Annotated in this window: 17 protein-coding genes and 1 pseudogene; 10 read left to right on the top strand and 8 right to left on the bottom strand. The window is 65.9% G+C overall.

Annotated features, from left to right (window positions below; all coding sequences use genetic code 11):
• The first annotated feature begins 121 nt into the window (after positions 1–121).
• Both AB2M62_RS02980 and AB2M62_RS02975 read left to right on the top strand, forming a co-directional pair.
• Positions 122–778 (top strand): hypothetical protein, encoded by a 657-nt coding sequence (locus AB2M62_RS02980; RefSeq protein WP_404337680.1) that lies wholly within the window; start codon positions 122–124, stop codon positions 776–778.
• Between the two features lie 49 nt (positions 779–827).
• Complete coding sequence (locus tag AB2M62_RS02975) at positions 828–1,610, top strand: transglutaminase family protein (protein ID WP_404337678.1); 783 nt, start codon at positions 828–830, stop codon at positions 1,608–1,610.
• Positions 1,611–1,714: 104 nt separating this feature from the next.
• On the opposite strand, the gene AB2M62_RS02970 is transcribed toward AB2M62_RS02975, so the two are convergent.
• The 3 genes from AB2M62_RS02970 to AB2M62_RS02960 form a co-directional block, all read right to left on the bottom strand.
• Positions 1,715–2,794, bottom strand: coding sequence for an AI-2E family transporter (locus AB2M62_RS02970; protein ID WP_404337677.1), 1,080 nt, complete (start codon positions 2,792–2,794; stop codon positions 1,715–1,717).
• Between the two features lie 117 nt (positions 2,795–2,911).
• Complete coding sequence (locus AB2M62_RS02965) at positions 2,912–3,892, bottom strand: MBL fold metallo-hydrolase (RefSeq protein WP_404337675.1); 981 nt, start codon at positions 3,890–3,892, stop codon at positions 2,912–2,914.
• The gene (locus tag AB2M62_RS02960) at positions 3,893–4,546 is read right to left on the bottom strand and encodes an NAD(P)H-binding protein (RefSeq protein ID WP_404337673.1); all 654 of its coding nucleotides are present in this window, start codon (positions 4,544–4,546) and stop codon (positions 3,893–3,895) included.
• Between the two features lie 153 nt (positions 4,547–4,699).
• On the opposite strand from AB2M62_RS02960, the gene AB2M62_RS02955 reads away from it, so the two are divergent.
• The 5 genes from AB2M62_RS02955 to AB2M62_RS02935 all read left to right on the top strand — a co-directional run bounded on the left by AB2M62_RS02955 (position 4,700) and on the right by AB2M62_RS02935 (position 13,347).
• Positions 4,700–7,654 (top strand): TonB-dependent receptor domain-containing protein, encoded by a 2,955-nt coding sequence (locus tag AB2M62_RS02955; RefSeq protein ID WP_404337672.1) that lies wholly within the window; start codon positions 4,700–4,702, stop codon positions 7,652–7,654.
• Between the two features lie 135 nt (positions 7,655–7,789).
• On the top strand, positions 7,790–9,157 hold the full coding sequence (locus AB2M62_RS02950; protein ID WP_404337670.1) for a peptide MFS transporter: 1,368 nt from the start codon (positions 7,790–7,792) through the stop codon (positions 9,155–9,157).
• Positions 9,158–9,443: 286 nt separating this feature from the next.
• On the top strand, positions 9,444–12,164 hold the full coding sequence (locus AB2M62_RS02945; protein ID WP_404337669.1) for a TonB-dependent receptor: 2,721 nt from the start codon (positions 9,444–9,446) through the stop codon (positions 12,162–12,164).
• Between the two features lie 74 nt (positions 12,165–12,238).
• Complete coding sequence (locus tag AB2M62_RS02940) at positions 12,239–12,802, top strand: hypothetical protein (RefSeq protein WP_404337667.1); 564 nt, start codon at positions 12,239–12,241, stop codon at positions 12,800–12,802.
• Positions 12,799–13,347: a hypothetical protein gene (locus AB2M62_RS02935; RefSeq protein ID WP_404337666.1), complete on the top strand. Its 549-nt coding sequence runs from the start codon at positions 12,799–12,801 to the stop codon at positions 13,345–13,347. Before AB2M62_RS02940 ends, AB2M62_RS02935 begins: the two co-directional genes overlap by 4 nt.
• A gap of 37 nt (positions 13,348–13,384) precedes the next feature.
• Here AB2M62_RS02935 and AB2M62_RS02930 read toward each other — a convergent pair whose 3' ends face one another.
• From AB2M62_RS02930 to AB2M62_RS02910, 5 genes and pseudogenes are all read right to left on the bottom strand, one after another.
• Positions 13,385–14,896, bottom strand: coding sequence for a glycoside hydrolase family 27 protein (locus tag AB2M62_RS02930; protein WP_404337664.1), 1,512 nt, complete (start codon positions 14,894–14,896; stop codon positions 13,385–13,387).
• 57 nt (positions 14,897–14,953) lie between these two features.
• The gene (locus AB2M62_RS02925; RefSeq protein ID WP_404337662.1) at positions 14,954–16,369 is read right to left on the bottom strand and encodes an amino acid permease; all 1,416 of its coding nucleotides are present in this window, start codon (positions 16,367–16,369) and stop codon (positions 14,954–14,956) included.
• Positions 16,370–16,396: 27 nt separating this feature from the next.
• On the bottom strand, positions 16,397–17,047 hold the full coding sequence (locus tag AB2M62_RS02920; protein ID WP_404337660.1) for a GntR family transcriptional regulator: 651 nt from the start codon (positions 17,045–17,047) through the stop codon (positions 16,397–16,399).
• 62 nt (positions 17,048–17,109) lie between these two features.
• Positions 17,110–18,107: pseudogene (locus AB2M62_RS02915) on the bottom strand (4-hydroxyproline epimerase).
• Positions 18,108–18,115: 8 nt separating this feature from the next.
• Entirely contained in the window at positions 18,116–19,030 is a 915-nt protein-coding gene (locus AB2M62_RS02910) for a dihydrodipicolinate synthase family protein (RefSeq protein WP_404337659.1), read from the bottom strand.
• Positions 19,031–19,099: 69 nt separating this feature from the next.
• Between AB2M62_RS02910 and AB2M62_RS02905 the strand changes: the two genes are divergently transcribed.
• From AB2M62_RS02905 to AB2M62_RS02895, 3 genes are read left to right on the top strand one after another with little or no spacing between them, the layout of a single operon-like run.
• Positions 19,100–20,326, top strand: coding sequence for an NAD(P)/FAD-dependent oxidoreductase (locus tag AB2M62_RS02905; protein ID WP_404337657.1), 1,227 nt, complete (start codon positions 19,100–19,102; stop codon positions 20,324–20,326).
• Positions 20,323–21,501, top strand: coding sequence for a M24 family metallopeptidase (locus tag AB2M62_RS02900; protein WP_404337655.1), 1,179 nt, complete (start codon positions 20,323–20,325; stop codon positions 21,499–21,501). The genes AB2M62_RS02905 and AB2M62_RS02900 overlap by 4 nt, the downstream gene beginning before the upstream one ends.
• Positions 21,498–22,364, top strand: coding sequence for a glycoside hydrolase (locus AB2M62_RS02895; RefSeq protein ID WP_404337653.1), 867 nt, complete (start codon positions 21,498–21,500; stop codon positions 22,362–22,364). The genes AB2M62_RS02900 and AB2M62_RS02895 overlap by 4 nt, the downstream gene beginning before the upstream one ends.
• Positions 22,365–22,371 lie beyond the last annotated feature (7 nt).

The following is a 22,371-nucleotide window of genomic DNA, read 5'->3' as shown; positions in this document are numbered from 1 at the left end:
GGATGCGGAGACTGGCAAGCTATGCCGGCTAGTGCAACGGGGACCGCGCGAGCAGCGCGCGACCGCCGATTTCCCATCGCAATCGCTTGACGCCCCGGGCTGCGGATGATCGAACGGCGCCGTGAGCGAAGACCTTCCCCCGACCGAAACCGCTGCCAAGGCAGAGGTCCGCGCCGCCGAGGCGGCAGCAATCCGGCGTCGCTGGATCACGCTGGGCGAAGTGCTCGCGGTGATCGCGGTCCTGATCTCGGGGTTGACGCTGTGGAACAGCTGGAGCGAGCGCAGCGACAGCGCCGCAGTGAAGACGGCCGACGCGCAGCGCGCCACGACGCGCGCGGCGACGCTGGTGCTGGTGGCTGCCGATGCCGGCGAGCGCAAACTCGCGCTCAAGCCCGTCTCTGCCGAACAGTCCGTCCAGAGCCAGAAGATCGCCTTCCCGACCAGCCTCGGGGCACCACCGGCGGAAACCACGGGCGAGCCACGGATCGAGGCAGAATGGTTCGAACGGGGTCTGAAGAAGGCGCGCGAGCGCGCCGATCTGCCCGACAATAGCCGCGGCGACGAGCGGCTACCGGTGGTGATCACGACGCGCTTCCTGGTCGATGGCGAGCCACATGAGGATGTCGCGCTATACGATATCGGCTACACCATCTCCGGCCGTCTGATCGCCGGTCACAGCGTCACGCTTCGCGGTCTGTCGCTGGTCTCGCACGTCAAGAGCGGCGACGCCCAGGCGACGCTCGACGCGCGCTGGGCCCGTTTGCTGCCCGGCAAATAGGTTTGGCGCGCCCGACGGCACCTATGGCCGCGCCAGTCGTTGCGGCGCAATGAAACTCCTTGTCCAGACGCATCTCGACTATTCATTCGACGCGCCGACCGACGTGCTGCTTCAGCTCGAGGTGGCGCACATCCCCGAGCAGACCGTCGAACACGCGCATATCGACCTCTCGCCGTGCGAGCATTTTGCCCGCGTGCAGGCGCAGGATCTGATCGGCGAGCGGATCTGGGTGCGCACCGGCGAACGCCTCGTCGTGGACTATACCGCCACTGTCTCGATCGACCGCGTGCTGACCGATTGTCTCGACCTGCCGAAGGTCGAGCCGCATCGCCTGCCCGGCGAGACGGTCCAGTATCTCATGGGTTCGCGCTATTGCCCGTCCAACGAGTTCCAGACCTTTGTCGAGGCCGAGTTCGGATCGCTTTCCGGGGGCGCGCGCGTGATGGCGATGCGCGACTGGATCGAGAACAGCTTCTCCTATGTGCCCGGCGTCAGCAATTCGGAGACCACCGCGCTGGACAGCTTCGTGCGCCGCCAGGGCATTTGCCGGGACTATGCGCATGTCCTGATCACCCTGGTCCGCGCCTCGGGCATCCCCGCGCGGATCGCCAGCGTCTATGCGCTCGGCGTCGAGCCGCAGGATTTCCACGCCGTCGCCGAGGTGTTCCTGGGCGGCGAATGGCATATGGTCGACGCCACCGGCATGGCGCAGGAATATGCCATGGCGAAGATCGGCGTGGGCCGCGACGCCGCCGACGTCGCCTTTCTCACCGCCTATGGCTGGGCCAATTTCAACCGCCAGCAAGTGACCGTGCAGGCCGCGCCCGAATAGCGCCGGGCGCTATTCGCACCCCCGATCGCATCCCGCCGCGACATGCCGCGTCCCGCAACCGGCGCGAGCGCGACGGGGCGCCTCGCAAACGCGCGACGCACCCGTCATGCCGAGGCGGAGGCGTGCTCGTCCTCGGCCCCGATATCGCCATCGGCGACCCATTCGCGCCAGATCAGCACCAGCGCCGCCATCACCGCGGGCCCGACGAAAAGCCCGAGAAGCCCGATCGTCTCCACCCCGCCTACGATGCCGATCAGCACCCAGACGAACGGCAGCCGCGTCGTCCCGCCGATCAGGCCGGGGCGCAGGAAATGATCGATGACGAAATTGAGGACGAAGGCGAGGATGCCGACGACGATCGCCGCGGTGATCGCCCCGTTGACGACCAGCAACAGCAGCGCGATCAGCAGGATCGCGACGAGCCCGAACGGCACCATCGACGCCACGCCCGACAACAGCCCCATCAGGATCGGATGCGGCACCCCGGCAAAGCCATAGATCACCGCCATGAGGATGCCCTGGGCGAGACCGAGCAGCACCAGGCCGTCGACGGTGCCGCGCACCGAGGCGAATATCTGCCGTCCCAGGCGAATGCCGGCGTCGCCAAAGCCACGCTCCGCACCGCGCTCGAGCTGCTGGACCACGGCGTCCCGGTCGCGGATCAGAAAGAACAGCACGACGATCGTGAAGGCAAAGACCACCGCACGGCGCACGATGCTGTGGGTCAGCGATCGCGACTGGGTGACGAGCAGATCGGTATCGAGGCGCCCGATCTGCTCGGACGCCGCGGCGGCGGTGAGCAGATGCGAATTCCACCACGCGGTGATCTCGGCAGACCCATAGGGTAGCGTCGCCACCCAGAGCGGGACCGGCACGCCGTGCGCGCGCGCCTCCGCCAGCCAGAGCGCCACGCTCTGCGCCTCGACGACCGCGCGCGAGACCGCCGCGACCAGCGGCACGACCACGACGAGCAACACCGCCAGGGTGATCAGGCACGCCGCCAGCGTGTTATGCCCCGGCCAGCGCGCCAGGATGCGCCGGCGCAGCGGCTCGACTGCGATGGTGACGACGCCGGCCCACAGGACCGCCGGCACGAACGCCGCCCCGATCCACAAGGCGCCGAGCGCGATCGCCGCGGCAAGCGCAACTCGTGCCCGCACTTGCGCAGGCGTCGAAATATCCACGGCATTTCCTCGGCGTTGCTTCGCGCGCGCGCGCTTCGACGGCGACGATGCCCCGCGAAGCGAAAGGCCGCAATGCCCGACTGCGAAGCGTGACCGGCCCCGCCCGCGGTCTCCCCGTCAGCCGAACGCCGCCACCTCGGCCGGCTGCATCGCGACAAAGGCACCCGGCGCGATGCCGGTCGCGGCAACCCCGGCGGCAAGCCGCGCCGCCGGCTCGTCACGCGGCTCGTCGGTCAGCTTGAACGTGGCCCAATGGATGCCGATCGCCGCGCGCGCATCGAGATCGCGCATGATCTGGATGGCTTCTTCGGGATCGGTGTGCTGCGCCGCCATGAACCAGCGCGGATCATAAGCGCCGATGGGAAGCAGCGCGAGATCGGTCGGGCCGAAGCGCGCGCGCATCTCGCGAAAGATCCTGCCCGTGCCATAGCCGGTATCGCCGGCGAAATAGACGAGCTGCCCCCCTGCCCGCACCATGAAGCCACCCCATAGCGCCATCCGCCGATCGCCGGGGCCGCGCGACGACCAGTGCGTGGCGGGCACGATGTGCACTTGCGCACCCGGCGCGATTTCGAAGCAGTCGCCCCAGTCGCCCGGCTTGATCCGCGCGTCACGGATATGGCGGCGGACGATGCTGTCGTTGCCCAGCGGCGTCACGATCAGCGGGGCGCATCGTTGGTGCAGCGCCTTCAGCGTCGCGATGTCGAGATGGTCGTAATGGTTGTGCGAGAGAAGGACGGCGTCGATCGGCGGAAGGTCCTCGAGCCGGATGCCGGGCGCGGTCACGCGCCGCGGGCCGGCAAAGGCGAGCGGGCTGGCGCGATCGGACCAGACCGGATCGGTCAGGAGATTGAGCCCGGCGATCTGGATCAGCAGCGTGGCATGCCCGACCATCGTCACGCGCAAGCGCTCGACCCGCGCATCGGGGACGACGGGCGTCACTGCGACCTGAGCGGGCCAGGGATTGTCGGGAACCGAGCGCCGCCAGCGCAGGATTTGCCTCAGCGTGCGATCGGTGTCGGGCTCGCCGGGATTGAAGAAGCGCAGACCATCGAAATGGTCGCTGACCGGCCCGGTGTAATAGCGATTGCGCGGCATTCAGCCCTGGCTTTCGGCGGCGCGGGCGATCTGGGCGGGGCCGACGATGTGCCTGCCCGGCGCGCCGGCGAGCGCAGCCTCCACCAGAAAGGCCGCCACCGTCGATGCAGGACTGATCCTTGCGCCGGCGGGCAGTATCGGCGCGGCGATGCGCAGCACCCGGCCGATGAACCGCTCCATCGGCCGATCGTCCGTGCGGTTTCCACTCAGGAAGCCGGGGCGCACAATCGTGAACGACGCAAAGTGAAGGCGGTCGATGGCGTCCTCGAGTTCGCCCTTGGTGCGGGTGTAGAGCAATCGTGACCGCGCATCCGCGCCCATCGACGAGGTGAGTGCAAAGCGGGTCGCGCCGCCCTGGCGGACCCGCGTGGCGATGGCAAGCGCGAAGTCATGGTCGATCGCGCGGAAGGCGGCCGCCGATCCGGCCTTGGCGCGTGTCGTCCCCAGCGCGCAGATCGCGGCATCGGTCTCCCACCAATCGGCATCCTCGGGGATGACGGCGCTGGCCACGATCGGATTGCGCAACTTGGGATGCGGCGCGAGCGCGCGGCGCGTCGGCGCGACGACCTCCGAGACGCGAGGGTCCGCCAGCAACCGAGTCAGCACGGCGGTGCCGACCATGCCAGTGGCGCCCGCCAGGAGTAGGTTCGTCATCCCCGCAACCTAGGGACGGGGCGCGCGGGATGTAAGGCCATTGCGCATGCGCAACCTCGGCAGCACCGCCGCGCAATATCGTATAATATATTTGACATACGATTTTCACTATGTTGCAATTTGGCCGTCAATATCAGCACCTCGGAGTTGGCCATGGCGATGAATGCGCGTTCCAGCAGCACTTGTGTCGGCCTTGCCGTCATGGTCTCCGCCCTCTTGTCGTCGACCGCGCTGGCCCAGGTGGCCGAGCCGCCCAGCGTGCCCGAAACCCAGGCATCCGCGCCCGAGGGCGATCCCATTCTGGTGACGGGAACGCGCATTCGCCGCCCCGATCTGCAGAGCAACAGCCCGATCACGATGGTCGGCAGCGACGAGATCAAATATCAGGGCGCGACGGCCGTCGAGAGCGTGCTCAATCGCCTGCCGCAGTTCACCGCCGACGCGAACGACAATGTCTCGAACGGATCGGACGGCACCGCCAACGTCAACCTGCGCAATCTCGGGTCGAACCGGGTGCTGACGCTGATCAACGGTCAGCGCATGCTGCCGTCGCAGGCGATCGACATCAATTTCGTGCCCTCGGCGCTGATCGAGCGGATCGACGTCGTCACCGGCGGCGCTTCGGCAGTCTATGGCTCGGACGCGCTTTCGGGCGTGGTCAACTTCATCTTGCGCGATCATCTCGACGGCTTCCGGCTCGACGCGCAGGCGGGCTTCGCGCAGCACGGCAACAACAATGATGGCGTCCGCTCGATCATCGCGGCGCGCGGCTATGACCTGCCTTCGAGCAGCGTCGTCGACGGCGCCAAGCAGGACATCAACGCAGCGTTCGGCAAGAATTTCGCCGACGGCCGCGGCAACATCACCGTTTATGGCGGCTATCGCCACGCCGATCCGGTGCTCCAGTCGAGCCGTGACGTCTCTGCCTGCGCGCTCCAGGCGGCTGACGATGCCGGCACCGCACTCAATTGCGGCGGATCGAGCAACACCCCCTATGGCAGTTTCACGCCGCTGGGCGGCCCGAACCAGGGCGTCGGCCTGACCAATGCGAAGGACGGCAGCCAGACCTGGGTGCCCTATGACAACAGCTTCGCCTATAATTACGCGCCGACCAACTACTTCCAGCGGTCGGACGAGCGCTACACCGCCGGCGCCTTTGCCAAGTTCGAGATCGCGCCGATCGCCGAAGTCTATGGCAGCTTCATGTACATGCGCGATCACACCTTCTCGCAGGCAGCCCCTTCGGCATTGTTCCTCGGCACCCCGTTCACTCTGCCGTGCAACAGCCCGCTGATGAGCGCCAGCCAGCAGGCGGCCTTGTGCGGCGCCGCGGCGGGCACCAACGCCACCGAGGATACGCTGATCGGCTACCGGCTCGGCGGCAACGGCACCCTGCCCCGCCGCGACGACCTGCGCCACGAGGATTTCCGCTACACCGCCGGGCTGCGCGGCGATCTGGGCCACGGCTTCAGCTATGACGCCGCGTTCGTGCGGTCGCTGGTGCGCTACGACGAAACCTATATGAACAACGTCGACAATGTGAAGGCGCAGCGCGCGCTCGACGTCGTCAGCGTCAATGGGGTCGCCACCTGCCGATCGGTAATCGACGGCACCGATCCGGCGTGCACCCCGATCAACGTGTTCCAGGCCAACGGCCTCACCGGCGCGCAGGCCGAGTATCTCTATTCACCCAGCAAGACCGGCGCGCGCAACACCCAGACGATCTACAATTTCAGCCTCAACGGCGATCTGGGCACCTTCGGCATCCGCAGCCCCTGGGCCGATAGCGGCGTGGCGATCGTGCTCGGCGCCGAGCATCGCAAGGAAACGCTGCGCTTCAGCGCGGACGAAATCGCCCAGCAGGGCGGCGCCACCAATTCGGACGGCGAGATCAGCGTCAACGAAGGCTTTGGCGAGATCGAGATCCCGATCCTGCAGAACCTGCCCTTCGCGCACGCGCTGACGCTGAATGGCGGCATGCGCTATTCGGCCTACACCAATCGCCAGGAATCGACCGGGCTCGGCTCGAAATACAATGCCTTCACCTACAAGGGCGAAGTCACCTGGGCGCCGATCGCCGACCTGCGGCTGCGCGCGAGCTATAACCGGGCGATCCGCGCACCCAATATCGGCGAATTGTTCGGATCGCAGTCGATCGGCAACGTCGCGGCGCAGGATCCGTGCTCCGGCGCGACCCCCGCGGCCTCGGCAGACGTCTGTGCGCTGACCGGCGTGAGTGCCACCCAATATGGCCATATCATCGCCTGCCCGTCCGACGTTTGCTCGGCCCAGGGCGGCGGCAATCTCGCGCTCAAGCCCGAACAGGGCGACACCTATACGATCGGCGCGGTGCTGACCCCCAAGATCGTGCGCAACCTCTCGCTGTCGGTCGATTACTACCATATCAAGGTGAAGAACTATATCGGCACGGTCGATCCGTCGCTGACCGTCAGCCAGTGCGTGGCGACCAGCGATCCCTATTATTGCGGGCTGTTCAAGCGCGATCCGCGCTCGGGCGCGCTGTTCGGCACCGACGGCTATATCATCTCGACGACGCTCAACACCGGGTTTCTGCAGACCTCCGGGATCGACGTCACCGCCGATTACGGCTTCGGCATCGGCAGCTTCGGCAAGCTCAATCTGAGCATGGTCGGCACCTGGCTGGCCGAGCAGGTCTCCGAGCCGCTGCCGGGCCTCGGCACCTATGACTGCAAGGGCAAGTTCGGCTATACCTGTGGCCAGCCTTCGCCGACCTGGCGCCATGTGCTGCGCACCACCTGGCAGGCGCCGGGCGATGCCACGCTGTCGCTGTCGTGGCGCTATCTGGGCGGCACCGAGCTTTCGAGCCTGTCGAGCAACCCCTTCCTTGCCGGCACGCCCAGCGTGGTGAACGCCAAGATCGCCGCCTATAATTATTTCGATCTTTCGGGCTCGATCGAAGTGACCAAGAACTTCGTGTTCCGCGCCGGCGTGAACAATCTGCTCGACAAGGATCCGCCGGCGATCGCCGCGGGCATCCTCTCGGCCTTCGGCAACGGCAACACCTATCCCGGCGTCTACGACCCGCTCGGCCGCACGGTGTTCTTCGGCGCCTCGGTCAATTTCTGACGGCGACGCGCCGGCCGCGCGACGCGGCCGGCGAACGTCCCCGGGTCGCCGGGCTATGCCGGGTCCGCCATCAACAGGACATAATCGCCGCCTCTTCCGGGAGGGCGGACCAACGGCAGCATGCCAGGGGGAAGAATGACGGTCGAAACCATCGCGCGCGGCGGACGCTCCGCGCATCCCAAGGGGCTGGCCTATCTCGCCGCGACCGAATTGTGGGAGCGGTTTTCCTATTACGGCATGACGGCGCTGCTCGCGCTCTACATCCTCAAGCAATTGCTGCTGCCGGACCATGCCGAGCATGTCCTGGGGCTGGCGCAGCTGCGCCACCTCCTCGAATTCCGCGGGCCGCTGTCGAACGCCGCCTTCGCCTCGCTGATCTATGGCTGGTATGCCGGGCTGGTCTATTTCACGCCGATCCTGGGGGGGCTGCTCGCCGATCGCTGGCTCGGCGCGCGGCGCACGGTGATCCTCGGCGCGCTGCTGATGGCTGCGGGCCATCTGGCGATGTCGTTCGACGAGAGCTTCCTGATCGCGCTGGTGCTGCTGATCTGCGGGTCGGGCTGCCTCAAGGGCAATATCTCCGCCCAGGTCGGCGCGCTCTATCCGCCCGATGCGGAATCGGAGCGCGCGCGCGGCTTCACGGTGTTCGCGACTGCCGTCAATATCGGCGCGGTGATCGGCCCGATCGCGACCGGCAGCGTCGCCGCGGTCTATGGCTGGCATGCCGGCTTCGCGCTGGCCGCCGGGCTGATGCTGGTCGCGCTCGCCACCTATCTGGCCGGGCAGCGCCACCTCGCCGACCCCGCCACCAAGCGCGCCGCGCGCGCCGCGCGCGCCGCGCTGCCGCCGCTGACGCCCGAGGAGAAGCGCCGCACCTGGACGCTGATCGGGCTGATCGCGCTGACCATCCCCGCCAACATCGCCTATCCGATGATCTGGAACATCGGCATCGTGTGGATCGACCAGCATGTCGATCTGCGCTCGCCCTTGGGCATGGTCCCGGCGAGCTGGTTCAATTCGATCGACGCCTTTTCGAGCATCGTCGTCGCAGCGCCGCTCGTCCTGCTATGGGGCTGGCAGGCACGGCGCGGGAGCGAGCCGCGCAGCGTCACCAAGATCGGCATCGGCTCGGGCATCGTCGGCGTCTCGGCGCTGCTGCTCGCCGCGGGCGCGCTCTATGCCGGGCCCGACGGGCGCGTGTCGGTGCTGTGGGTGCTCGCCGGCTATGTCGGGATGGGCGTGGCGTTCATGTGGTTCTGGCCGATCCTGCTCGGGCTGATCGCGCAGTCGGCGCCCGCCAAGGTCAATTCGACGCTGATGGGCGCGGCCTTCCTGTCGCTGTTCGTCGGGACAGTGACGATGGGCTGGGTCGGCAGCTTCTACGACCAGATGAGCAACACAGCCTTCTGGAGCCTCGACGCGGCAATCGCCTTTGGCGGCGCCGCGCTGGTCCTGGTCCTGCGCAAGCCGATTCAACGCCTGTTGCGCGCTCCTGCGCAATAACCTTGCTGGAAACGCTGGACGGACGAATCAAAATGTTTTTCCAGAACGTGTCCACCGGGCCACACTCACCTCAATAAACAGCGTTAACAAGCTGATATTTATAACTAAATTTTGAGACTTTGGGTTTGTTTCAAACGCTTGACAGTGCGTTTCGCCCATATAGTATACATTATATAGTATAGCACTTGGGTCGAGATTAGGGGGAGATAACATGCGGGAACCAGCCGACAATCGTTTTGGACTATTCGTTAAGGCACTTGCTCTGGCGTCTGTTTCGGCAGGCGCTTTGACGGCCACGCAGGCCATGGCGCAGACCGACGCGCAGCAGACGGAAACCACGGAAACGCAGACCGACGAAACGGACACGCGCCCGAGCGACATCGTCGTTGTCGGCATTCGCGGCAGCATCGACTCCGCCAATGAGAAGAAGCGCAACTCCAAGCAGATCGTCGATTCGGTTGTGTCCGAGGACGTTGGCAAGCTGCCCGACAACAACGTCCCCGAGGCGCTGTCGCGCGTCACCGGCGTCCAGATCGATCGCGCGCGTGGCCAGGGCCAGAGCATCACGATCCGAGGCATGGCCGAAATCCAGACCACGGTGAACGGAAACCAGACCAATCTGGGCGATGGTCGCTCAGTCAACCTTGCCGATATCCCTGCGGAACTGCTCAAGGCGGTGGACGTCTACAAAACGCGCTCTGCGGATCAGGTTGAAGGTGGTATCGCTGGCACGGTCAATATCGAATTGCGACGCCCGCTCGACCTTAAGAAGGGTTTGACGGTCGCAGGAAGCGTTCGCGGCTCGTACGACGATGTGGCCGAGAAAGTCAGCCCCTATGCCAGCTTGCTGATTGGAGACCGGTTCGACACCGGCATCGGCGAGATGGGTTTCCTGCTCAATGGTTCGTGGACCAAGACCTTTTATCAAGAGACCTATATCGAGAGCGAATCGCCCTCGAAGATGTGCTGCGGCGACGATGCCGGCGTTCCCTTCGCGAATACGCCGCTCGCTGGGCTCCCGGCGCAGTACCGCAACATCATCGTGCCCTATCGCACCCAATACGGCCAGGAATCGGGCCAGGTGACACGGCCTTCACTGAATGCGGTGTTCCAGTGGAAGCCGAGCGACAATCTCGATTTCGTGCTGGAGGGCGGCTATATCGGATCGCGCGAGAAGCGGGCGATCAACAAGCTCTATTCGCTCAACCGCGAAGGCGCCTCGACCTATAGCGACATCGTGCTGATGCCGGACAACGTCACCATCCGCTCGATGACGATCACCAACCCGAACGGCGCGCTTGCCGGCATCGACAACATCTACAATTCGTTCCACTCGGATCTGTACACGAGCAATTTCGAGACGCACTGGCGCAGCGGTCGCGCGCAGATCAACGCCAGCGTACAGTACAACCAGAGCAACGAAGGCAATTACTTCGTCGAGCAGATTCTGCGCCCTTATGGCCTCACGTCAGTCTCGGTCGACTTCATGTCGGACCAGTATAAGGGCGGCGTGCCGTCGATCACGCTGAACGGCGTCGACCTCAACAACGTCAACAATTACGGCGTCGACCGCTTCCAGGACAATAAGGGCGGCTCGAAGAACAAGGAAATCGCCGCGCAGATGGATCTGACGCTGCGACTGAGTGACAACAGCTTCCTTCGTACTTTCCAAATGGGCGCTCGCTACAACCGTCGTGTGACGAGCCGATATTATGGCTACCGTGACGGCTTCCCGCGGGTCAACGGCACCTATGCGCCGCTCACCAGCTTCCCCGGCGGTACTGAGGCAACGCTTAGCGGCCCGACCATCGGCGACGTCACCACGCAATGGTACAGCATCCCCGGTCAGACGGCGCTCGACAACATCGACGCGATCCGGGCCTATATCCAAGCGACCGATCCGGGCAACGCGGCGCGCTTTGCGAGCCAGTATCCGCCGAGCGATCAGGGCCAGACCTTCAGTTCGCATGAGAACAACTTCGCCTATTACGGGCAGCTCAATTACGCATTGAACCTCGGCTTCCCGGTCGATGGCTTGGTCGGCGTGCGTTACGTCAACACCTGGGGCGACACGACCAGCTTCAGCTATCGCATCGTCCGCGATCCGCTGACCAACGCCGACACGCTGACGGTCTCGCCGTCTTCAGGCGAGGGCAACTATACAGACGTCCTGCCGACCGCCACGGCGATCCTGCACTTTACGCCCAAGGCACAGCTTCGCCTTTCGTACAGCACCAATGTGCAGCGGCCGAGCTTCTATGATATGCGGTCGTTCTATTTCGTCAATCCGCAGGATGCATCGCCTAACGTTGATGCCGGCAATCCGAACTTGAAGGCACAGCGTGAGCACGCTTTCGACGCCAGTGCGGAATATTATTTCGGTCGCGGCGGCGCAATTACCCTGGCGGCTTACTACAAGAAGGCTTCCAATTACTTCTACTACAGCCGCGAGGTCGCCCCGGACCTTGCCGAATACGGACTGCCTGGCCGAAGCGGGTTCATCTCGCAGCTTCGCAATGCTGGCGATGGCACCTTTGTCGGTATGGAAGGCTCCGTTCAGAGCTTCTTTGACTTCATGCCCGGCATATGGAAGAACTTCGGTGTAAGCCTCAATGCGAGCCATATCTTCAAGGCACGTATCGAATATCCCTACCCTGAGGATTTCCCGGGCGCGTTCGATGCGCTGAACACCTCGAAATGGACCGCCAATGCGGCGTTGTTCTACGATACACCGCAGTTCAGCGCGCGTGTGGCATACAATTATCGCTCGCCTTATCGCTTGTTCGTGTGGACCGAGACGCCGTCCTATTCCTGGTATAATGACGCCACCTCGCGCCTAGATGCAGCCGTGAACATCACGCCAGTGAAGTTCATGACTCTATCGCTCGAAGCCACCAACCTGCTCGGCACCGACGTCTATCGCTACTTTGGCAAGGAAAACCTGCTGCCGCTCGGCGTGCGCCTCCAATCGCGCACCGTGCAGGCAAGCGCCCGCTTCCGCTTCTAAGAACAAGACCGATCGTTCCTCAACTGGGCGGGCGCAGCACAGGCGACCCGCCCATTTTTTTAGGGGTCGAAGCAATGCATCTTCCTCACCTTGCGCTCGCGACAATCGCCGGCGCCCTGCTCTCGGCCGTGCCCGCCCAGGCGCGTGACGTCACCGTGAAGGTCTCGGCCAGGGCGATGCCGTGGAGCCCGGGCGTGAACCGCAAGCTGCCGTTCGGCCGCGGCGACGGCACTGCCCCGGCAACGGTGTTTGCCGGCAAGCTCTTCGAGGGCCTGCCGATCACGTTCAGCGCGACCGGCGCGACCAGCACCGCGGCGGGGGGCGAGCGTTTCGGGCCGGAGGGCCAGACGGGCTATGTGACCAATGCCACGCGCGGCAATTCGGGCACCGTCTTCCCGAGCTATTATGCCGATCCCGCGGGCTATCCCGCGCATCTCAACCAGTTGGTCGGTGCGTTCGTCGACGCCGATGGCCGGGTGGTCGGCAAGCCGTTCCTGATCGGCGCGCAGGGCGAAGCCCGGCCGCCCGCCGGCGCGGTGGCGATCACGCTGGGGATCAACGACGACATCTATGCCGACAATGAAGGCGAGATCATCGTGACGATTGCGCTGCCCGAACCCAAGGTGACCGTCCAATGAGCGCGCTCGCAAGGATTTGCTCGGTCGCGCTGCTGGGCCTGCTGGTGCCGGCCCTCCCCGCTTATGCCGGCGAGAAGCAGGTCAGCGTCGATGCCAGGGCCGGGCCGTGGCTGAACGGCGCGAACAAGAAGATGGGCTATGGCCTGGGCGACGAGGCGCCGCCGCTGCTGATCACTGGCTTTGTCAACGATGCCGACGCCAAGATCGAAATCTATCCGGTCGAAGGCTCGACGACGCTGGTCGATGGCAAGCCGGTCGGGCCCGAGGGGATCGACGGCACCGCGGTCAACGACACGCCGGGCCCGAAGAAGAAATATTATCCCAGCCTCTATGCCCCCAAGATCCTCTACCCCACCAACGCCCACGCGCTGATCGGCGCGTTCGTCGATGCCAAGGGGACGCTGATGGGCCGGCCGTTCGCCGTCGGCAAAGGCGTGCGCGTGACCATCCCGGACCAGGCCGCGGGGCTGACGCTGGGGTTCAACGACGTCAAGTTCACCGGCAATAGCGGCGCGCTGTCGGTCGTGGTCGTCCTGCCGGACTGACCGAAAAGGGGCGCCGCGCGCGCGGCGCCCCTGCCCCTTATTTGCCCTTCAGGCGCAGCATCACCGCGCCGTGCGCGGGCACGTCGAACGCCAGCGCATCCGCCGCCACCGGCTTTCCCGCCCACAGGTCGCGCGCGTGCGTGATCGTCGTGAAGCCGGCATCGGCAGCGCGCGCATCGATCTTCGCGGCGGCGTCGCCGCGGTTGAACAGCGCCAGCGCTACCGCGCCGTCGGCGAGCGGCTTGGCCCAGATCTCGAGCGTGCCGTCCTTGCGCACGGGCTTGCCCTGCACGCCCTTCGCGTCCTGATCGACGGCGATCACTTCGCGGTTCTCGAGCAGCGCCAGCATCGCCGGCGGCGTCTGGCGCAGGTCATGCCCCATCAGCAGCGGCGCGGCCGAGATCGCCCATAGCGTCATGTGGGTGGTGTATTCGTCGAGCGACATCCCGCCATTGCCCACTTCGAGCATGTCGGGATCGTTGAAGCCGTTGGGGCCGGCATAGGCGGCGTTGCCGTTCTTGTCGAAGCCGATGCGCGCCATCGTGGCATAATCGTCGGTGATGTCGCCGGTGGTGCGCCAGAGATGCCCGCCGGTCTGCCGTCCCCAGGCGCCCACGTCGAAGCGGCCATATTCGCACAGCGAATAGACGATCGACCGCCCGGTCGCCTTCAGCGCCGCGCCCATCTCGGCATAGCTGCGCTTCACGGTGTCGGCATCGGCGTAGAAATACTCGCCCGAACACAGATCATATTTCAGATAGTCGATGCCCCAATCGGCAAAGGTCTGCGCGTCCTGCTGGACATGGCCATAGCTGCCCTCGAACCCGGCGCAGGTGCGCGGCCCCTGCGAGCTGTAGATGCCGAGCTTCAAGCCCTTGGAATGGACGTAATCGGCGAGCGCCTTCATGTCGGGGAAGCTGGCGTTCGGGCGGATGCGCCCGTCGGGGCCGCGCGTGCCCTGCCAGCCATCGTCGATGTTGACATAGCGATAGCCGGCATCGCGCAGGCCGGTGGCGACCATCGCGTCGGCCATGGCGCGGATCGTCTTGTCGTCGATCTTCTCGGCGAACTTGTTCCAGCTGCTCCAGCCCATCGGAGGAGTCGGGGCGAGCGGCGCCTGTTCGACCGGCGCCCAGGCCGGCAGCGTCTGGAAGCGGAAGGCCCGCGCCTCGGCTTCGCGGAGCGTGCCGCGGCGGCCGCCGGCGTCGATCTTCGATTCCCACATCTTGCCGTCGAGCTGGACGCCCTTGAGCGTCCGCCGCACGGTCCAGGTCTGGGTCGGATGGTCGCGATCGTTGAGGTTGCGCACTTCGAAGCTGAGCACGCCCTTTTCGAGCCGGGCATTCTGCATCGTCACCGGGCCATACCATTTGGTGGTCACCGCGCCGGTGATGCGGGTTCCCTCGCTCGCCACCTGGAGCATGGTGACGCCGGGATTGGGCGCGGCGTGGTCGAACAGCCAGACGCCGTCGAACTGGGTCTGGGCAAGCGCGGCTCCGGCCTGGGTGAGCGATGTGGTGAGGACGAGCGCGGTCAACAGGTGTCGCACGAATGCTACTCCTTCTTGCAGGGGATGGGAGACGGGAGCGCGAAGCCCCCGGGGACTTCAGCTGTGGACCGTCTGCCGCTTCACTTCGCTATTGCGCCAGCCATAGCCGAAATAGACCGCCAGCCCGATCAGGTTCCAGATGATGAAGCGCACGATCGTCGAAGTGGGCAGGCTCGATAGCAGATAGAGGCAGCCCAGGATCGCCAGCGTGCCGACGAGATAGGGCGCCGGGCAGCGGAACAGACGCGGCGCATCGGGCGCGCGCTTGCGCAGGACCATCAGGCAGGCGCCGACGGCGATGAACGCCAGCAGCGTGCCGGCATTGGCGAGTTCGGCGATCTCGTCGAGCCGGAAGAAGCCGGCGACCGCGGCGATGACGACGCCGGTGATCAGCGTGATCCGCGTCGGCGCGCCGGTGCGCGGGGAGACCTTGGCCAGGCTGCGCGGCAGCAGCCCGTCGCGCGCCATCACGAAGAAGATCCGGCTCTGGCCGTACATCATCACCAGGATCACCGAGGGCAGCGCCACGACGGCGGCGAGCGCGATCAGGTGCCCGGCCACCGGCTGGCCGAGCGAGCGCAGCACCAGCGCGAGCGGCTCGGGCGAATTGGCGAGCTGCTGGAAGGGCAGCGCGCCGACCGCGGCGACCGCCACAAGCATGTAGATGATCGTGCAGACCAGCATCGATCCGACGATGCCGATGGTCAGGTCGCGGCCCGGGCGCTTGGCTTCCTCGGCCGAGGTGGCGACGGCGTCGAAGCCGTAAAAGGCGAAGAAGACGATCGCCGCCGCGGCCATCACGCCGCGCTTCTCGCCGCCGGTTTCGACCGAGCCGAAGCCATAGGGCATGAAGGGGTGGAGATTGTCGGCGTTGAAGGCGGGCATCGCGAACGAGACGAACACCGCGAGCGCGACGAGCTTGATGATGACGAGGATGATGTTGAGCGTGGCGCTTTCGCGCGTGCCGGCGACGAGCATGCCCATCACGCCGAGCGCTACGACCACCGCGGGCAGGTTGATGATCCCGCCGGCATGCGGGCCGACCAGCAGTGCCGCGGGCAGGTTCAACCCGGCGGCATGCAGCCAGCCGACGAGATAGCCCGACCAGCCGACCGCCACAGTGGAGCAGGCGAGCGAATATTCGAGCACCAGGCTCCAGCCGACCACCCAGGCGATCGTCTCGCCGAGCGCGGCATAGCTGAACGTATAGGCGCTGCCCGCAGCGGGGATCATCGTCGCGAGCTCGGCATAGGCCAGCGCCGCGCAGGCGCACACCGCGCCGGCGATGGCGAAGGCGAGGATCACCGCCGGACCGGCGCGCTCGGCGCCGACGCCGGTGAGTGTATAAATCCCGGTCCCGACGATCGCGCCGACCCCCAGCGCGATCAGATGCGGCCAGCTAAGCGTCTTGGCGAGTGCGTGGCCCTCGGCATGCTTCGTAACGGAATCGAGCGACTTGCGCGGACCAAACATGCCATTCCCCCAGAAAATATTGGACGCCTAGGTCGCCGAACTGAATTGCTGGCGAAGGTCGTCTAGCGTGCCTTGAAGATGCTCGGTGAGCAGCGCCGTCAGCTTCCTGCCGTCGCGCGCCAACCAGGCGTCGAGCAGATCCTGATGCTCCTGATGCGCGCGCAATTCGCGTCCCGCCGGCTGGAGATGCGCGACGACATAGCGTTCGGCGAGGATCGAGAGCCGCTCTACGAGCTGGGTCGTGAGCAGGCGCCCGCCGGGGCGCACCAGCGCGGTGTGGAAGTTGCGGTTGAGCACTGCCACTTCGGCGAGATTGGTCGCCGCGGCGCCGTCGAGCTTGTGGAACGCATCGATCGCAATGGCGTGATCGGCCTCGGTCGCGCGCTCGGCGGCATAGACCGCGGCGGGCGGCTCGATCGCGAGGCGGAGAACATAGATTTCATCGACCTGCCCGGCCGACATCGGCTGGACGAAATAGCCGCGATTGGCGTGGCTGGTGAGCAGCCCCTCATGTTCGAGCCGAGCCAGTGCCTCGCGCAGCGGGATCTTGCTGACGCCGAGCTCGGTGGCGAGGGCATCCTGGCGGATCGGCAGATTGTCGGGCAAACGCCCCGTCACGATCTGTTCGCGAACGATCTCGAAGACCCGCTCTGCCAGCGTACGTACGACGATGCTCATCCCTGCCCCTTTCTGCGTAGAATCCGCGGGGATTTCGGCCAGGCGGCGCGGCAGCGGATCTGTCATTTGACTTGAAATCCTTCCCAGAACGCGTCCGCGCGATCAATCCAGATCGTGTTGAAACCCGTGGCGATTGCCGAGCCTTCCACCGACGGGATGATCGCGGGCTGATCGCCGAGGCGGGTCTCCGCCTCGACACGGCCGATAAAGTGGCTGCCGATATAGCTTTCATGGACGAAGCGTTCGCCTACCGCCAGTTTTCCCGACGCGGCGAGATGGGCAAGGCGCGCCGAGGTCCCGGTGCCGCACGGGCTGCGGTCGATCGCCTTGTCGCCGTAGAACACGGCGTTACGGCCGTCGGCACCGTCTCCGCGCGGCTTGTCCGCCCACAGGATATGGCTGACGCCGCGGATCGTGGGATCGAGCGGATGCACCGGCTCGAACTTGGCACGTACTGCCTCGCGGATGCGGCCGCTGAGATCGATGATGCGCGACGCGCCCAGGTCGTCGAGCCCGGTGTAGTTTCCCTGCGGCTCGATGATCGCATAGTAATTGCCGCCATAGGACACGTCGATCGAAAGCGGGCCGATGCCTTCGACATCGACCTGGATCCCGCGCGCCGCGACATAGGAGGCCACATTGGTGATGCGTACCGACGTCACCTTGTCGCCCTCGCGGGCATAGGCGATGTCGATCACCCCCGCGGGCACTTCGATCCGCAGCTTGCCCGGCACCGCGGGCTGGATCAGCCCATGCTCGAGCCCGAAGGTGACCATGCCGATCGTACCATGGCCGCACATCGGCAGGCAGCCCGAGGTCTCGATGAACAGGATACCGACATCGCTGTCGGCCTGCGTCGGCGGATAGAGGAATCCGCCGGACATCATGTCGTGCCCGCGCGGCTCGAAGCACAATCCGGTGCGGATCCAGTCGAAGCGCGCCAGGAAATCCTGGCGCCGCTCCGACATCGTCGCGCCCTTGAGCAGCGGCGCCCCCCGGCCACCAGCCGGACCGGATTTCCGGCAGTGTGGCCGTCGATGCAGAAGAAGGTGTGCCGCATTGTGCTCGTCAGGCTGCCTTGGAAATGCTCAGATCGGGCCGCGTCGCCGCGGCCTTCTCGACCATCGCGATCACTTCGGCACGGCGCAAGCCCTCCAGCGGATAGCGCGGCGGCAGAACGCGTTCAGAGCCGCGGCCCATCACCTGCTCGGCCAGCTTGATCGACTGCACTAGGTCATGCTCGGCATCGAGATGGAGCAGCGGCATGAACCAGCGATAGATTTCCAGCGCCTTGGCATAATCGCCGCGCTCATAGGCCGCGACGAGCTCGACCAACTCCTTGGGGAAGGCGTTGGTAAGGCCCGAGACCCAACCCTGCGCGCCGAGGAAAAGTCCTTCGAGGGCGACGTCGTCGAGCCCGGCGAACAGCACGTAGCGATCGCCGAACGCGTTGCGGAAATCGGTGAAGCGGCGCGTGTCGGGCGCCGATTCCTTGACCGCGACGATATTCTTTACCGGGACCAGCGCCTCGAGCACCTCGGCGTCGATCGTCGTGCGATAGGCGGGCGGGTTGTTATACAACATGATCGGCAGGCCGGTCTGATCGGCAACGCCCTTGAAGTGCGCGACCAGCTCGTGCGCCTTGGGCACATAGACCATCGGCGGCAGCAGCATGAGGCCGTCGGCACCGATCTTCTCAGCTGCCTGGGCATAGCGCACCGCGCGGCGGGTGTCGTATTCCGAAACCCCGGTGACCACGGGCACGCGGCCGGCGACCACCTCGACGAGCGCAGTGAGCACGCTTACCTTCTCGTCAAAATCCAGCGAGTTATTCTCACCCACCGTGCCCAGCGCGATAATTCCCGTCACGCCGTCACGGATCAAATCGTCCACCACACGTTGCGTATCCGCCAGGTCGATCGACAGGTCCTCCCGCAACTGAGTCGTCACCGCAGGAAAAACGCCCTTCCATCCGATCGTCATTTGATACCCCGTTCTTGAAGTTGAATAACGTATACGATACGGTTTTTTGCGTTGCAATAGAGGATAGCCGTGACGCGCATTACGATCATTGGTGGCGGTGTCGTCGGGCTGAGCTGTGCGTCGGCGCTGCTGCGGGCAGGGCATGCAGTCACCGTGCTGGAGGCATCGTCGGCGCGCGAGGCCGCGTCCTGGGGAAATGCCGGGCATATCGCCACCGAGCAGGTGGCGCCGCTGGCGTCGATGCGCAGCGTCAAATCGGCGTGGCGGCGGCGGTTTTCCGCCGGCGGCGCGCTCGATCTGCCGCCGCGGGCGATCGGCGCCTGGCTGCCCTTCGCGCTGCGCTTCCTCGCCGCGGCGCGCCCCGCGGCTTTCGCCAGCGGCAGCGAGGCATTGCGCAGCCTGCTCGCCGAAGCGCTCCCCGCCTGGCAGCGGGCTCCCTGGGCCACGGAATTGCTCCGCACCGAGGGCCATCTCGTCGTCTGGGAAGACGCGCGCAGCGCCGCCGCGGGCAAAGCGGGCTGGGCCGCCGCCGATATCGGCACCGCGACGCTGGACGATGCTGCACCGCAAGATATCGCCCGGGTCCGCGCGATCAGCAGCGCATCGATCGCCGGTGCGGCTCGATTCTCAGGGACCGGCCGGGTCGCTGATCTCGGCTTGCTCGCTGACGCACTCGAACGCGACGTGACTGCGCAAGGCGGCGCAATCGGTCGCGCATCGGCAATGCTCGCCATCGACAAGGGGCTGGCGCAGGTGCCGGGGCACGAGGCCGATCTCGTCCTGATCGCCGCCGGGGTGCGCAGCAAGCCGCTGGTCGAGGCCGCCGGGCACCGCGCGCCGATCATCGCCGAGCGCGGCTATCATATCCGCGCTGCCGTGCAGGACTGGCCGATCGATGTGCCGATCGTCTTCGAAGATCGATCGATGATCGTCACACGCTATCGGGACACCGTACAGGCGGCGAGCTTCGTCGAGCTGGACACACCGGATGCCCCGCCCGATCCGCGCAAATGGGGGCGGCTGGAGCGACATGTTGCCGAACTCGGCCTACCGATGCGCCCGCCCTTCACGCGCTGGATGGGCGCGCGGCCCACCCTGCCCGACTATCTGCCGGCGATCGGCCGCTCGCGCCGTGCGGGCAATCTGCTCTACGCCTTCGGGCACCAGCATCTCGGGCTTACGCTTGCCCCGATCACTGCCGAGCTGATCACCGCGATAGCCAGCGAAAAGACACCAAAAATCGACATCACGCCGTTCGACCTTGATCAATTCGGCGGCAAGGGAGGACGTAAATGACCATCGGCGGATCGACGATCGAAGCGGAGCTGGCGTCGCTTCGTACCTGGGAGGCCCCCGCGCCGCGGATCAGCCTGAACGAGCGCAATACCCGGATCGAGTCGGCGCGCGAGCGGCTCGACGCGATCGGCGCCGATGCGCTGCTGGTCCATGCCGGGCCGAGCCTGCGCTATTTCACCGGCGTGACCTGGTCGCCGACCGAGCGGCTGGTGGCGATGCTGCTCCCCAAAAGCGGCAAGCCGTGGATCGTATGCCCGGCGTTCGAGCGCGGATCACTGGAGGCGGAGCTGGCGATCGACGCCGAGTTGCTGCTGTGGGAGGAGGATCAAAGCCCGGTCAAGCTGATCACGGAAGTGCTGGCACGCGACGCCGTGCTAGCGATCGACCCGTTGCTGCCGTTCCTGTGGTCGGAATTGCTGGGCGCTGCCTTCCGCCCGCTTTCTGCGGCGCCGGTGATCGACGCCTTGCGGATGATCAAGTCGCCGGCAGAGCTCGCCTTGATGCAGCAGGCCAAGACGATGACGCTCGAAGTTCATCGGCGCGCCGCGCGCATCCTGACGCCGGGCATCCGCGCAAGCGTGGTCAAGCGGTTCATCGACGATGCGCACCGGGCGCTCGGCGCGGCAGGCTCGACCTTCTGCGCGGTGCAGTTCGGCACCGCCACTGCCTTCCCGCACGGCCTGCCCGGCGATCAGGCGCTGGAGGAAGACCAACTGGTGCTGATCGACACCGGCTGCACGATCGACGGCTATCATTCCGACATCACGCGGACCTATGCCTTCGGCCAAGTGAGCGACGCCATTCGCGCCACCTGGGATCTCGAAAAGGAAGCCCAGGCCGCCGCCTTCGCGGCATGCCGGCCGGGCGAACCGTGCGAGAGCGTCGATTATGCCGCGCGCGCCGTGCTCGAAAAGGCGGGGCTCGGGCCGGACTATCGCCTTCCCGGCCTGCCGCACCGCACCGGCCACGGCATCGGCCTGGCGATCCACGAACCCGCCTATCTCGTCCGCGGCGACCGCACGCCGCTGGCGCCCGGCATGTGTTTCTCGAACGAACCGATGATCGTCGTTCCCGATCGGTACGGGATTCGGCTGGAGGACCATATGTACGTTACCGAGACCGGCGCGGCGTGGTTCACCGAGCCGCAGCATTCCATCGATCGGCCGTTCGCATGAAGCGCGCCGCGATCTTGCTTGCGACCGTGGCGCTTTCTGCATGCGCCGCACGCCCTGCCCCGATCGGACCGGCACCGGCGGGGCTCGATGCCTTTTACGTCAAGTCGGTCGATGCGGCGGGCATCCCGGTCTCGGCCTCCTCCGCAGTGCCCGACGAAGCGCTGCAGGTTGCGCGGCGGATGATGGTATCGATGCTTGCGCGCCGGCCCGATCTGGCGCGCCAGCTGGTCAAATCCGGGCAGCGCGTGATGGTGATGGGGGTCGACGAACTGACCACCGACGTTCCCGAGCAGCGCGACTGGAAGAAGCCCGCGCTCGACGATCCGCGGCTCACCCGCTGCGAGCGCAAACATTATGACGAGCGCATCGGTCGGCTGACCGACCGCGAATATTGGGGCAAGCGGGCCCGCGGCATGGGCGGGCTGCTGACCAGCGCCGCGACCGAGAACCTCCTCGCGGTGCCCGGCACCAAATATTATGGCGAGACGATCCTCGTCCACGAATTCTCGCACGCGATCCTCTACGCAGTCGAGGCCGCCGATACCGCGCTCTATGCCCGGGTCGAGAAGGCCTATGCCGCATCCCAAGAAAAGGGGCTGTGGACCGGCGAATATGGCGCGACGACAATCCAGGAATATTGGGCCGAGGGCACGCAATTCTGGTTCAATTCGAACAAGCTCGCGGTGGTGAACGGGGTTCGCATCCTTTCCGACGCCGACCTGACCCGCCACGACCCCGCGCTCGCCGACGTGCTGCGCGCGGTGTATGGCGAGCGCCACCATCTGCCGGGCGACCCCTTCTACAAGCACCCTGCGCGGGTGCCGCCGGGGCCGATCCCAACGAACACGGCCGAGGTTTGTTGACGCGACC

This window comes from Sphingomonas sp. MMS12-HWE2-04 (genome assembly GCF_044881185.1).
Classification (GTDB): domain Bacteria; phylum Pseudomonadota; class Alphaproteobacteria; order Sphingomonadales; family Sphingomonadaceae; genus Sphingomonas.
This window is presented reverse-complemented; position numbering and strand designations above follow the sequence as displayed.

Coding starts and splice junctions, on each gene's coding strand:
- AB2M62_RS02955 (WP_404337672.1), top strand. CDS start 4,700: ATGGCGATGAATGCGCGTTCCAGCAGCACTTGTGTCGGCCTTGCCGTC.
- AB2M62_RS02975 (WP_404337678.1), top strand. CDS start 828: ATGAAACTCCTTGTCCAGACGCATCTCGACTATTCATTCGACGCGCCG.
- AB2M62_RS02895 (WP_404337653.1), top strand. CDS start 21,498: ATGAAGCGCGCCGCGATCTTGCTTGCGACCGTGGCGCTTTCTGCATGC.
- AB2M62_RS02900 (WP_404337655.1), top strand. CDS start 20,323: ATGACCATCGGCGGATCGACGATCGAAGCGGAGCTGGCGTCGCTTCGT.
- AB2M62_RS02965 (WP_404337675.1), bottom strand. CDS start 3,892: ATGCCGCGCAATCGCTATTACACCGGGCCGGTCAGCGACCATTTCGAT.
- AB2M62_RS02920 (WP_404337660.1), bottom strand. CDS start 17,047: ATGAGCATCGTCGTACGTACGCTGGCAGAGCGGGTCTTCGAGATCGTT.
- AB2M62_RS02940 (WP_404337667.1), top strand. CDS start 12,239: ATGCATCTTCCTCACCTTGCGCTCGCGACAATCGCCGGCGCCCTGCTC.
- AB2M62_RS02925 (WP_404337662.1), bottom strand. CDS start 16,369: ATGTTTGGTCCGCGCAAGTCGCTCGATTCCGTTACGAAGCATGCCGAG.
- AB2M62_RS02935 (WP_404337666.1), top strand. CDS start 12,799: ATGAGCGCGCTCGCAAGGATTTGCTCGGTCGCGCTGCTGGGCCTGCTG.
- AB2M62_RS02950 (WP_404337670.1), top strand. CDS start 7,790: ATGACGGTCGAAACCATCGCGCGCGGCGGACGCTCCGCGCATCCCAAG.
- AB2M62_RS02960 (WP_404337673.1), bottom strand. CDS start 4,546: ATGACGAACCTACTCCTGGCGGGCGCCACTGGCATGGTCGGCACCGCC.
- AB2M62_RS02910 (WP_404337659.1), bottom strand. CDS start 19,030: ATGACGATCGGATGGAAGGGCGTTTTTCCTGCGGTGACGACTCAGTTG.